Annotated in this window: 10 protein-coding genes and 1 pseudogene; 8 read left to right on the top strand and 3 right to left on the bottom strand. The window is 71.8% G+C overall.

The genetic code is table 11. The features are described from left to right. The 5 genes and pseudogenes from ACZ7G3_RS16185 to ACZ7G3_RS16165 form a co-directional block, all read left to right on the top strand. A pseudogene (locus ACZ7G3_RS16185) lies at positions 1–560 on the top strand (alpha-1,4-glucan--maltose-1-phosphate maltosyltransferase); the annotation flags it as partial. After that, complete coding sequence (gene treS / locus ACZ7G3_RS16180; RefSeq protein ID WP_470926126.1) at positions 557–2,275, top strand: maltose alpha-D-glucosyltransferase; 1,719 nt, start codon at positions 557–559, stop codon at positions 2,273–2,275. The pseudogene ACZ7G3_RS16185 and the gene treS, both read left to right, overlap by 4 nt. 28 nt (positions 2,276–2,303) lie before the next feature. Beyond that, on the top strand, positions 2,304–3,665 hold the full coding sequence (locus ACZ7G3_RS16175) for a maltokinase N-terminal cap-like domain-containing protein (protein ID WP_470926125.1): 1,362 nt from the start codon (positions 2,304–2,306) through the stop codon (positions 3,663–3,665). A gap of 3 nt (positions 3,666–3,668) precedes the next feature. Further along, positions 3,669–5,891, top strand: a complete 2,223-nt coding sequence (gene glgB / locus ACZ7G3_RS16170) for a 1,4-alpha-glucan branching enzyme (protein ID WP_470926123.1) — start codon at positions 3,669–3,671, stop codon at positions 5,889–5,891. 108 nt (positions 5,892–5,999) lie between these two features. Next, entirely contained in the window at positions 6,000–7,091 is a 1,092-nt protein-coding gene (locus ACZ7G3_RS16165) for a glutamate--cysteine ligase 2 (RefSeq protein WP_470926121.1), read from the top strand. Between the two features lie 37 nt (positions 7,092–7,128). On the opposite strand, the gene ACZ7G3_RS16160 is transcribed toward ACZ7G3_RS16165, so the two are convergent. After that, the gene (locus ACZ7G3_RS16160; RefSeq protein WP_426601607.1) at positions 7,129–7,362 is read right to left on the bottom strand and encodes a DUF6480 family protein; all 234 of its coding nucleotides are present in this window, start codon (positions 7,360–7,362) and stop codon (positions 7,129–7,131) included. Positions 7,363–7,513: 151 nt separating this feature from the next. Between ACZ7G3_RS16160 and ACZ7G3_RS16155 the strand changes: the two genes are divergently transcribed. Both ACZ7G3_RS16155 and ACZ7G3_RS16150 read left to right on the top strand, forming a co-directional pair. Next, on the top strand, positions 7,514–9,421 hold the full coding sequence (locus tag ACZ7G3_RS16155; protein ID WP_470926119.1) for an AMP-dependent synthetase/ligase: 1,908 nt from the start codon (positions 7,514–7,516) through the stop codon (positions 9,419–9,421). Positions 9,422–9,719: 298 nt separating this feature from the next. Then, positions 9,720–10,154: an ATP-binding protein gene (locus ACZ7G3_RS16150; protein WP_279562485.1), complete on the top strand. Its 435-nt coding sequence runs from the start codon at positions 9,720–9,722 to the stop codon at positions 10,152–10,154. A gap of 33 nt (positions 10,155–10,187) precedes the next feature. Here the strand turns inward: ACZ7G3_RS16150 and ACZ7G3_RS16145 are convergent, their stop codons facing one another. Further along, a complete protein-coding gene (locus ACZ7G3_RS16145) occupies positions 10,188–10,640 on the bottom strand; it encodes an ATP-binding protein (protein WP_470926117.1) in 453 nt (150 codons plus the stop codon). Between the two features lie 45 nt (positions 10,641–10,685). Then, entirely contained in the window at positions 10,686–11,057 is a 372-nt protein-coding gene (locus ACZ7G3_RS16140; protein WP_470926115.1) for a PRC-barrel domain-containing protein, read from the bottom strand. A 362-nt stretch (positions 11,058–11,419) separates the two neighbouring features. Between ACZ7G3_RS16140 and ACZ7G3_RS16135 the strand changes: the two genes are divergently transcribed. Further along, on the top strand, positions 11,420–11,827 hold a 408-nt coding region (locus ACZ7G3_RS16135), incomplete at its 3' end, for a HAMP domain-containing protein (protein ID WP_470926114.1).

Below are 11,827 nucleotides of genomic sequence, written 5' to 3'. Positions count from 1 at the left end.
CCGCCTTCGAGGTCCGCGCCGTCCTCGCCGCCACCCTCTCCCCCACCTGGGGCGTCTACAGCGGCTACGAACTCTGCGAGAACACCCCCCTGCGCGAAGGCAGCGAGGAATACCTCGACAGCGAGAAGTACCAGCTCAAACCCCGCGACTGGGCCACCGCCGCACGCGAGGGCCGCACCATCGCCCCCCTCATCACCCGCCTCAACACCATCCGGCGCACCCATCCCGCGCTGCACCGGCTCAGGAACCTGCGCTTCCACCGGACCGACAACGACGCGCTGATCGCGTACAGCAAGCGCGTGGGGTCCGACGTCGTACTGGTGGTGGCCAACCTCGATCCCCATCGCACCCAGGAGGCCACGATCTCCCTCGACATGCCGCAGCTCGGTCTCGACTGGCACGAGTCGGTGCCGGTCCACGACGAACTCACGGACGAGACCTACCACTGGGGCCGCACCAACTACGTGCGGCTGGAGCCCGGCCGGGCCCCCGCTCACGTCTTCCACGTCCGCCGGCCGCCGGCCGCCGCGCCCCAGAACGGAGGGTCAGCAGCCTCATGACCGTGAACGAGCCCGTGCCGGACAAGTTCGAGGACACCCCGGCCAAGGACCGCGACCCGGACTGGTTCAAACGAGCCGTCTTCTACGAGGTACTCGTCCGCTCCTTCCAGGACAGCAACGGCGACGGCGTCGGCGACCTCAAGGGCCTCACCGCCAAGCTGGACTACCTGCAATGGCTGGGCGTGGACTGCCTGTGGCTCCCGCCCTTCTTCAAGTCCCCCCTGCGCGACGGCGGCTACGACGTCTCCGACTACACCGCCGTCCTGCCCGAGTTCGGCGACCTGGCCGACTTCGTCGAGTTCATGGACGCCGCCCACCAGCGCGGCATCCGCGTGATCATCGACTTCGTCATGAACCACACCAGCGACCAGCACCCGTGGTTCCAGGAGTCGCGCAAGGACCCCGACGGCCCGTACGGCGACTACTACGTCTGGGCCGACGACGACACCCGGTACTCCGACGCCCGCATCATCTTCGTCGACACCGAGGCCTCCAACTGGACCTACGACCCGGTCCGCGGGCAGTACTACTGGCACCGCTTCTTCTCCCACCAGCCCGACCTCAACTACGAGAACCCGGCCGTCCAGGAGGAGATGCTGGCCGCGCTGAGGTTCTGGCTGGACCTGGGCGTCGACGGCTACCGCCTCGACGCCGTGCCCTATCTGTACGCCGAAGAGGGCACCAACTGCGAGAACCTGCCCGCCAGCCACGCGTTCCTGAAACGGGTCCGGCGCGAGATCGACGCCCAGTACCCCGACACCGTGCTGCTGGCCGAGGCCAACCAGTGGCCGGAGGACGTCGTCGACTACTTCGGCGACTACGCCGCGGGCGGCGACGAGTGCCACATGGCGTTCCACTTCCCGGTCATGCCGCGGATCTTCATGGCCGTGCGCCGCGAGTCCCGCTACCCGGTCTCCGAGATCCTCGCCAAGACCCCGGCCATCCCGTCCGGCTGCCAGTGGGGCATCTTCCTGCGCAACCACGACGAGCTGACCCTGGAAATGGTCACCGACGAAGAGCGCGACTACATGTACGCGGAGTACGCCAAGGACCCGCGGATGCGCGCCAACATCGGCATCCGGCGCCGGCTCGCCACCCTGCTGGACAACGACCGCGACCAAATCGAGCTGTTCACCGCCCTGCTGCTGGCCCTGCCCGGCTCGCCGATCCTCTACTACGGCGACGAGATCGGCATGGGCGACAACATCTGGCTCGGCGACCGCGACGCGGTCCGCACCCCCATGCAGTGGACCCCGGACCGCAACGCCGGCTTCTCCACCTGCGATCCGGGGCGCCTGTACCTGCCGACGATCATGGACCCGGTCTACGGCTACCAGGTGACGAACGTCGAGGCGTCCATGGCCTCGCCCTCGTCCCTGCTCCACTGGACCCGCCGCATGATCGAGATCCGCAAGCAGAACCCCGCCTTCGGCCTCGGCACCTACACCGAACTGCCGTCCTCCAACCCCGCGGTGCTCGCCTTCCTGCGCGAGTACGAGGACGACCTGGTGCTGTGCGTGAACAACTTCGCGCGGTTCGCCCAGCCCACCGAACTCGACCTGCGCGAGTTCGCCGGACGCCATCCGGTCGAGCTGTTCGGCGGCGTCCGTTTCCCCGCCATCGGCGAACTGCCGTACCTGCTGACCCTCGGGGGCCACGGCTTCTACTGGTTCCGGCTCACCCGAGTCGCATCCCGCATCGGCCGCCGCGTGTGAGCGTGGGCCGAGGAAAGGACGCGTCACCATGCCGAAGACCGCACCCCTGCGCCCCAGACGCAGGCATCTCGCCGAGCCCATGGCGTCGCTCGGCGAACTGCTGCGTCAGTGGCTGCCGCGCCAGCGCTGGTTCGCCGGCAAGGACCGTCCCGTCGCCGAGCTCGGTCTGCTGTCGATGACCGAGCTCTTCCCGGGCTGTCTGCATCTCCTGGTCCACACCGGACAGGGCCCCGTGCCCGCGCCGGGAGGCGCTCCCCCGGCCGGCGACTGCTACCAACTGCTGCTCGGCGTGCGCGAGCAGCCGTCGCCGCGTCTGGGCCGGGCACTCATCGGGCAGGTTCAGGACGGCCCGCTGGCCGGCCGGACGGTCTACGACGCGCTGCACGACCCCCGGGCGGCCCAGCTGCTCCTGGAACGGCTCAGGCGTCCCGGCAAGGCGGGACCGCTGCGCTTCGAGTCCGACCCCGCGCGGCCGGTACCCGGCGGGCTCGTACCGCGGCTGCTGGACGCCGAGCAGTCCAACTCGTCGCTGATCTACGGCGACGAGTTCATCCTGAAGCTCTTCCGGCGCATCCAGCCCGGCGTCAACCCCGACCTGGAGGTGCCCGACGCGCTGGCCCGGCAGGGCTGCGGCCGGGTCCCCGCGCCGGTGGCGTGGATGCGTACGACCCATCCGTACGGGGCGACGCTCGGCGTGCTCCAGCCGTTCCTGCACGACGCCTCCGACGGCTGGACCCTCGCCCTGAACGCGCTGGCCGGCGGGGACGACTTCACCGTGCAGGCCCGCGAGCTCGGGCAGGCGATGGCCGACGTCCACCTCGCGCTGGCCTCCGCCTTCCCGGCCGGTGCCCCCGGGGAGAACGGCCGCACGGCGGCGGCGATGACCGAGCGGCTGACCGCCGCCGCGCACTGCGTACCGGCGCTGCAGCCCTTCGTGCCCGGGCTGCGGGCGGCCTTCGCGGCACTGTCCACCTGCGACTCCGGGCCGCCGGCCCAGCGCATCCACGGCGACATGCACCTGGGCCAGGTGCTGCGGGCCGGCCGGGACTGGTTCGTCATCGACTTCGAGGGCGAGCCGTCCCGCCCGCTGTCCGAACGGCGCAGCGCCCACTCACCCGTGCGGGACATCGCGGGCATGCTCCGCTCCTTCGACTACGCCGCCCGGCAGCGCCGCCCGTGGCGCCCCGAATGGGCGCGCCGCTGCCGGGAGGCCTTCTGCGCGGGCTACGCCGCCCGCGCCGGGTGGGACCCCCGTAAGAAGCACGGCCTGCTGCGCGCCTACGAGACGGACCGCGCCGTGTATGAGGTGCTGTACGAGGCCCGGCACCGCCCCGACTGGCTTCCCGTACCCATGGCGGCGATCGAACGACTCGCCGTGAGAGGAGACTGACCCGTGGCCCTCCGCGACACCTCGCTCCCCGAGCCGTCCGGTCCCGTCCCGCCCACCCCCGGTGCGTGCGGAACCGCCCCGCCCCTCGACCCGACCGACCGGGGGCGCCTCCTGGCGGGCGCCCACCACGATCCGCACGCCCTGCTGGGCGCCCACCCGGTCCCGGGCGGCATCGCCTTCCGGGCGCTGCGCCCGTTCGCCCGCGAGGTGAGCGTGGTCGTCGACGGCGAGCGCCACGGCCTCGTGTCGGAGGAGGACGGCCTCTTCTCCGGTGTCCTGCCCCTGGCGGAGATCCCCGCGTACACCCTCGTCGTGACGTACGAGGCGGGCGAGCAGGAGACGCACGACCCGTACCGCTTCCTGCCCGCCCTCGGCGAGCTCGATCTGCACCTGATCTCCGAGGGCCGGCACGAGCAGCTGTGGCGGGCCCTCGGCGCGGAGCCGATGACCCACGAGGGTGTCACCGGCACCCGGTTCACGGTGTGGGCGCCGAACGCCCAGGGGGTGCGGGTCGCCGCCGACTTCACCCACTGGGACGGCACCGCGTTCCCGATGCGCTCGCTCGGTTCGTCCGGGGTCTGGGAGCTGTTCCTGCCGGGCGTCGGCGAGGGCACCCGGTACAAGTTCGAGATCCACTCGCGTTACGGTCACCGGTTCCTCAAGGCCGACCCCATGGCCCGCGCGGCGGAGGAGCCGCCGAACACCGCGTCCGTGGTGACCGCGTCGGCGTACCAGTGGGGCGACGGCGAGTGGATGCGGACCCGCGCCGACACGCCCGTGCACGAGGCGCCGTTCTCGGTGTACGAGGTGCACCTGCCGTCCTGGCGGCCCGGGCTGACCTACCGCGAGCTGGCCGAGGAGCTCCCCGCGTACGTCCGGGACCTGGGCTTCACCCACGTCGAGCTGATGCCGGTCGCCGAGCACCCCTACGGCCCGTCCTGGGGCTACCAGGTCACCGGCTTCTACGCGCCGACCGCGCGCCTCGGCCCGCCCGACGACTTCCGGTACCTGGTCGACGCGCTGCACCGGGCGGGCATCGGCGTGATCATGGACTGGGTGCCGGCGCACTTCCCGAAGGACGACTGGGCGCTGGCCCGCTTCGACGGGGACCCGCTGTACGAGCCCGGGGACGAGCGGCGCGCGACCCATCCGGACTGGGGGACGTACACCTTCGACTTCGCGCGGACCGAGGTGCGCAACTTCCTCGTGGCGAACGCCGTGTACTGGTGCGAGGAGTTCCACATCGACGGGCTGCGCGTCGACGCGGTCGCCTCGATGCTCTACCTGGACTACTCGCGCGACTCCGGTCAGTGGGAGCCCAACCAGTACGGCGGCCGCGAGGACCTGGCGGCCATGGCGTTCCTCCAGGAGATGAACGCGACCGTCTACCGGCGCTGCCCCGGCGTGGTGACGATCGCCGAGGAGTCGACCGCGTGGGGCGGGGTGACCCGGCCCACCGACGCCGGCGGGCTCGGCTTCGGCCTGAAGTGGAACATGGGCTGGATGCACGACTCGCTGGAGTACGTCGCGCACGAGCCGGTGCACCGCAAGTACCACCACCACGAGATGACCTTCTCGATGGTCTACGCGTACAGCGAGAACTACTGCCTGCCGATCTCCCACGACGAGGTGGTGCACGGCAAGCAGGCGCTGGTGTCGAAGATGCCCGGCGACTGGTGGCAGCGGCGGGCGAACGTCCGCGCCTACCTCGGCTTCATGTGGGCGCACCCGGGCAAGCAGCTGCTGTTCATGGGGCAGGAGTTCGCCCAGGGCGCCGAGTGGTCGGAGAAGCAGGGACCGGAGTGGTGGCTGCTCGACGAGGGGTACCACTCGGCGGGCGACCACCGCGGCATCCAGGACCTGGTGCGCGAACTCAACACCCGCTACCGGCGGACCCCGGCCCTGTGGCGGCGCGACACCGATCCGGCCGGCTTCCGGTGGGTCGCCGTGGACGCGGCCGAGGACAACGTCTTCGCGTTCCTGCGGTTCGACACGGACGGCACCCCGCTGCTGGCGGTGTCGAACTTCTCCCCGGTCGTCCGGCACGACTACGGGCTCGCGGTGGGCGACGACGTCACCGCCTGGCAGGAGGTCCTCAACACCGACGCCGCGGAGTACGGCGGCTCCGGGGTGACCGACTCCGACCCGGTCAAACCGGAGGACGGGAGCATCCGGATCACGCTCCCGCCGCTGGCCACGGTGTGGCTGATGCCGTACGCCCGGTGAGGCGCTGCGGCCGGCCAGGTGTCCGGCCGCTCTCCCGGGGCAGTCGGTGGTCCTGGCGACCGCGAAGACCTCGTCGCCGGGGCCGGGCCCACAGAAAGGCGGCATCACGTGCGCACCGTCGGAGTGGAGGAGGAACTCCTCCTGGTCGACCCCGAGACCGGCGAGCCGCGGGCGCTGTCCGCCGCCGTGCTCGCCCACGTCCTGCTCGACGATGCCGGACAGGACGTGTTCGAGAAGGAACTGCACGAGCAGATGCTCGAGTTCGCCACTCATCCGCAGGCGGACATGGGGCGTCTGCACGCGGAGATCGTCCGCTGCCGCGGGGAGGCCGGGCGGCACGCCGGAGAAATCGGATGTGCCGTGGCGGCGCTCGCCACGTCGCCGCTGCCGGTCAGCCCCTCCGTCGGAATGAACCGCCGCTACCGGTGGATGGCGGACCAGTACGGCGTCGTGGTCCACGAACAGCTCGTCCTCGGCTGCCACGTGCACGTTTCCGTGGAGTCCGACGAGGAGGGCGTCGCGGTGATCGACCGGGTGCGGCCCTGGCTGCCGGTGCTCGCCGCGCTGAGCGCCAACTCCCCCTTCTGGCAGGGCCGGGACTCGGCCTACAGCAGTTATCGCAGCCGGGTCTGGCAGCGCTGGCCGTCGGCCGGTCCGACGGAGCTGTTCGGTTCGGCGGAGACCTATCACCGCCGGGTCGCGGACATGCTCGCCACCGGCACGATCCTCGACGAGGGGATGATCTATTTCGACGTCCGGCTGTCCCAGCGGTACCCGACGGTCGAGTTCCGGGTCGCTGACGTCTGCCTGGACGCCGGAACGGCCGTCGTCGTCGCCGCCCTCGCCCGCGCGCTGGTGGAAACGGCCGCACGGGAGTGGCGGGAGGGCAGGGAGCCGGCCGGGCACAGTGTGAGCCTGCTGCGTCTCGCCGCCTGGCGGGCGGCCCGGTCCGGGCTGACGGAGGAACTGCTGCATCCCGCGACGATGCGGCGGATGCCGGCCGAATCGGTCGTACGGGCCCTGCTGGACCACGTCGGGGAGGCGCTGGCCGCCGACGGCGACCTCGACCGGGTACGGGACGGCGCCGCCGAGCTGCTGCGGCACGGCAACGGGGCACGGGTGCAGCGCGAGCTGCTGGAGCGCACCGGCAGCCTGCGGGACGTCGTCACCGAGTGCGTACGCCGCACGCAGACGGCCTGAGACGCCCCTGCGGAGGCCTGCGGCTCCTCGCCCGCGTTCAGAGCATCAGGACCAGTGCGTAGCCGAGGAAGCCGGCCGCGATGAGCGCCACGAGGACGAGGATCACCGTCAGGGGTGCCTTGGCCCATCCCTTGGGCGGGTTGTTCCCCTCCCACGGGCCCGCCTCGGACATGCTGCTCTCCCCCGGCGGGGTCTCGCCGGGCGGTACGCCGCCTCCCGGCTCCAGTCCGGTGCTGCGTTCGGGTTCCGGGTCCGGATTCGTGTGAGTCATGCCCTACGGGTCCCCCGATCCGCCGAGATCACCGGGTGGGAACACTTCTGCCGTCCCGGCCCCCCGTGACCATCGCCTCGGCTAGATTCAGCACCGCCGATAACGGTGCTCGTCGGCGGTGTCACCGTCCGTACATGTCAGGAGCCAGCGCATGCGCGACCCCGCTCCCGCTCCCCGGGCCGCCGGGCCCCTGACGGGCGGGCTCGCCGACAGCCTCTTCGAGACGGCCGCACGCACGCCGGCCCTGCCGATGCTGGCCCGCCGTCCCACGCCGGACTCCCCCGTCTGGCAGGAGGTGACGGCCGCGGAGTTCCGCGACGAGGTGGTCGACGTCGCCAAGGGCCTGATCGCGTGCGGGATCTCGCCGGGCGACCGGGTGGCGATCCTGGCGCGGACCCGGTACGAGTGGACGGTCTTCAGTTACGCGCTGTGGACGGTGGGCGCCGAGGTCGTGCCGATCTATCCGACCTCCTCGCGCGACCAGGTCGAGTGGATCCTGCGGGATTCGGGCTGCGTCGCCGTGGTGGTCGAGGACGAGCAGAGTGTGATGACCGTCGGCTCGGTGTGCGCCTCGCTGCCGACGCTGCGCCATGTCTGGCAACTGGACGCGGGCGCGGTGGACACACTGGTGGCGCGCGGCGCGTGCCTCCCGTCCGCCGGTGTCGACTCCATGCGCCGCATCGTGCTGCCGGACTCCACGGCGGTCGTCGCCTACACCTCGGGCACCTCCGGCCGCGCCAGGGGCTGCGCGCTGAGCCACCGCAGTCTGGCCGGCCCGTGCGACACCCTGCTCGCGGGCTGGGGCAGCACGGTGGCGCCCCCGGGTGAGCAGGGCGCCGTCCTCGCCTTCCTGCCCTTCTCCCACGTGTACGGGCTGATGATCCAGAACCTGTGCGTCCGGGGCGGACTGCTCATGGCGCACGAGCCCGCGATGTCCCAGGAGGCGCTGGCCTCGGCCCTGCGCTCCTTCCGCCCGACGTACTTCTACGCCGTCCCGTCGGTCCTGGAGAAGCTCTACAAGAACTTCCTGCGCGCCGCCCAGAAGGCGGGCCGCGGGGCGCTGTTCGAGCGGGCCGCCGACACGGCGCGGGACTTCGCCGCCGCGCTGGAGCGCCATCGGCTGGGCAGGGGGCCGGGCCCCGGGTTCGACCTCCGCCTCCAGCACGCCCTGTACGAGCGGACGGTCTACCGCCGACTGCGGAACGCGCTGGGCGGCCGGGTGCACCGCGCGACGTCCGGTGGTTCGCCGCTCAGCCGCGAGCTGTCCCTGTTCTACGAGGGCATCGGCATCTACGTCCACGACGGCTACGGCCTCACCGAGACCAGCGGCGGGCTGACGATGCAGCCGCTGGGCCGGGAGAAGTCCGGCACCGTCGGGCAGCCCCTGCCCGGCATGGAGGTCCGGGTGGCCGACGACGGGGAGATCCTGGTGCGCGGTCCGTCACTGTTCCAGGGGTACGTCGGTGACGAGGCCGCCACCCATGAGGTGCTGCGGGACGGCTGGCTGGCCACCGGCGACCTGGGGCATCTGGACGACGAGAACTATCTGGCGATCACCGGGCGCAAGAAGGACGTCATCATCACCAGCGGCGGCAAGAGCGTGGCTCCGGCCGCCCTGGAAGAGCGGCTGCGCATGCACCCGCTCGTCCACCAGGCGGTGGTCGTGGGTGACAACCGGCCCTGCGTCGGCGCCCTGATCACACTCGACCCGGAGTTCCTGACGCACTGGCGGGCGGGCCTGGCCCTGCAGGGCGACGCCCCGGCCCGGGAGGCACGGGAGGAGAACGCGCTGCGGGAAGAGGTCGCGCGGGCCGTCGCCGCGGCCAACAGCGCCGTGTCGCGCTCTGAGTCCATCCGGGTCTTCCGGGTACTGCCCGATCCGTTCGACGTGGCGGGCGGGCTCCTCACGCCGTCGATGAAACTCCGGCGGGACGAGATCACAAGGACCTATGCCTTCGAGATCGACGCGATGTACGAGGCCCGCTCGCACCGTCGGCCGCGGAGGGTTCCGGAGGAGCAGGCCGGCTGGGAGGACTCGGACAACGTGTTCCTCCGGTGACCGGGCGAGCCCGCGACGGTGCGCGGGCTCGCCGGTGGAGTAGGCCGGGCCCGCGCACTCGCCGTTCGGCGTGCCGGCCGAAGGCGGTGCGCGCCGGGGCCGGGCACGGCACCGGCCCCGGCACCGGCCGTCCCCGCGCCGGGAACGCGCCCCGGGGGTCACGGCCCCGTAACCCCCTGGCCACCTCGGCCCGGCCCGGCATACCGAGGCGCGTAGGCTCGGCCGGCACGGGAACTAACAAACGAAGGGAAAGCGAAGAAGGGACAACGCCCGGCGGATGCCGGGCCGGGAAGGCGCAATGGCAGCCGAGTCGCGTTGGGACAGGACACTGGCTTCCGAGGAGATCACGAACCGCACCGCCAGCTTCACCGGGGAGCTGCACAATGTGACCGGTGCGCGCCTGGTCGCGGAGGAATTCCTCTACGACCTGGCCCGTGCGTCACCACCCTCGCAGCCCGAGCACTGGGACGACATACTCCTCGTCGTCACGGAGCTGGCGGCGAACGCGGTGCAGTACGCTCCGGGGCCGTTCCAGCTGCGGCTGCGCCGTACCTTCGACGGCGTGCACGTGGTGATGCACGACTCCAGTACGACCGAACCCGCGCCGCGCCCCTTCCATCCGAGCAGCGGTGGCGGCGGCATCGGCTGGCATCTCATCCACACCCTGTCCGACCAGGTGAGCGTCGTCACCGGCGAGCGGGGCAAGGACATCCACGTCTTCCTGCCCTGGTGACGGCCATGGTGACCGCCCTGGTGACCGCCCCGCTCACGGCGCGTCCGCGTCGCGCAGGGGCACCAGCACGCTGATCGTCTTGCCGCCCCCCGAGTGCCGGTCGACGTCGATCTCGCGTGCCAGGCGGGCGACCAGCGGCCAGCCGTAGCCGTTCCCGTGGTGCCTGGTGGGGAACGCGTACGCGGCCCGGGGCACCACCGCGCTGTTGTCGTGGACGGCGATCCACACGCCTTCGGCCGTGGGCCGGACCTCGAAACCCGCCAGACCGTCTCCGTGCCGGATCGCGTTGGTGACCAACTCCGAGACCACGAGCAGCAGGTCGATGACGTCCTCCTCCCGCACCCCGCGGCCCGACCCCCATCGCGTGCGCGCCACCGCCTCCGCGTACGCGCGCGCCGTCGCCGCGCCGGTGACGGCGCCCGGTCCCGGTACGCGGGACGACGCGACGCCGGTCGGGGCCGTGGTGATCCGGTCGGTTGATTCCATGTCAGTGGTGTCCCTGGTGTTCGCCGTGCTGTGATCACAACCGGGTCAGTCCGCGGAGGTCTCCTGGGGCGGCAGCCGGTGGTAGTAGTCGCCGACGGACGCCAGGTACTCCCGGTCCATCGTCTCGCTGTCGGTCCGGAACCGGGGCGCGGCCTTGACCTCCGCCCTGGTGCAGCCCACCGTGACCGTACGGGCCTCGGTGTCGACGCCCCTGACCATGCCGACGGGCACGAGCACGCTCCGGCCGAAGACCCAGACGCCGGTGTCGACGACCAGGTGCCGCATGCCGAAGTGTTCGGCCTGCCGGTCCACGTGACCGATGGTGCCGTCGCTCGCGACGACGGTGCAGCCCGTCAGGTCCTGTCCCCGCACGTGACCGCTGCCCTCCGCATACGACCAGATGCTCTCCATCGGCACGCTGCCCCTTCCCTCCCACGTCGGTGACGACTGTGGGGCCGGGCGGACGCCACGGGCCGGACCGGCTCCTACAGCAGCAGATACCCGGCCCGGGCCACCGCATTCGGACGCCGCGGGCCGACCGGCGGGGAAATCGGCCGGGCCCGCACGCGCGGCATGATCCGTACGGGGCCGCGCTCCACCGGGTGAGGCCCCGCTTTGTCCGCACCCGGGACCTGGGTTAGCCTCTGACGTATTTTTCTCATTGGGCGGATCCGTGAACTGCGGAAAAGCACGCACAACAGGCCGGACCGCCCGACCGGTCCGGAGGGGTTCCGAGTCCTCGTCGCCGAGGGCTCCTGGGGAGCGGAACGAGGGTGCGCATGACCAGCGACAGCACCGGGGCCGTCGACGCGGTTCCGGGCGACCAGGAGTTGCGCCGCCTCCTCGCGGGCCTGACGGCCGTGCGGGACGGCGACTTCGGCACGCGTCTGCCGGACGAGGCGGACGGTCTGATGGGCGACATCGCCAAGGTCTTCAACGGCATGGTGGACCAGCTGTCCGTGTTCACCTCCGAGGTCACCCGGGTGGCCCGCGAGGTCGGCACCGAGGGGACCCTCGGCGGTCAGGCGAGGGTGCCGGGCGTCTCGGGCACCTGGGCCGACCTGACGGACTCGGTCAACGCCATGGCGGGGAACCTCACCACCCAGGTCCGTGACATCGCCCAGGTCGCCACGGCGGTGGCCAAGGGCGACCTGTCGCAGAAGATCGACGTGGACGCCCGCGGCGAG

Source organism: Streptomyces sp. NPDC037271, assembly GCF_055603605.1.
The sequence above is the reverse complement of the archived record's forward strand: the minus strand, read 5'-3'. Positions and strand labels throughout refer to the sequence as shown.

Bases quoted from the DNA above. Each gene is read 5' to 3' on its own strand.
- treS (WP_470926126.1), top strand. From the start codon at position 557: ATGACCGTGAACGAGCCCGTGCCGGACAAGTTCGAGGACACCCCGGCC.
- ACZ7G3_RS16175 (WP_470926125.1), top strand. From the start codon at position 2,304: ATGCCGAAGACCGCACCCCTGCGCCCCAGACGCAGGCATCTCGCCGAG.
- ACZ7G3_RS16160 (WP_426601607.1), bottom strand. From the start codon at position 7,362: ATGACTCACACGAATCCGGACCCGGAACCCGAACGCAGCACCGGACTG.
- ACZ7G3_RS16155 (WP_470926119.1), top strand. From the start codon at position 7,514: ATGCGCGACCCCGCTCCCGCTCCCCGGGCCGCCGGGCCCCTGACGGGC.
- ACZ7G3_RS16150 (WP_279562485.1), top strand. From the start codon at position 9,720: ATGGCAGCCGAGTCGCGTTGGGACAGGACACTGGCTTCCGAGGAGATC.
- ACZ7G3_RS16145 (WP_470926117.1), bottom strand. From the start codon at position 10,640: ATGGAATCAACCGACCGGATCACCACGGCCCCGACCGGCGTCGCGTCG.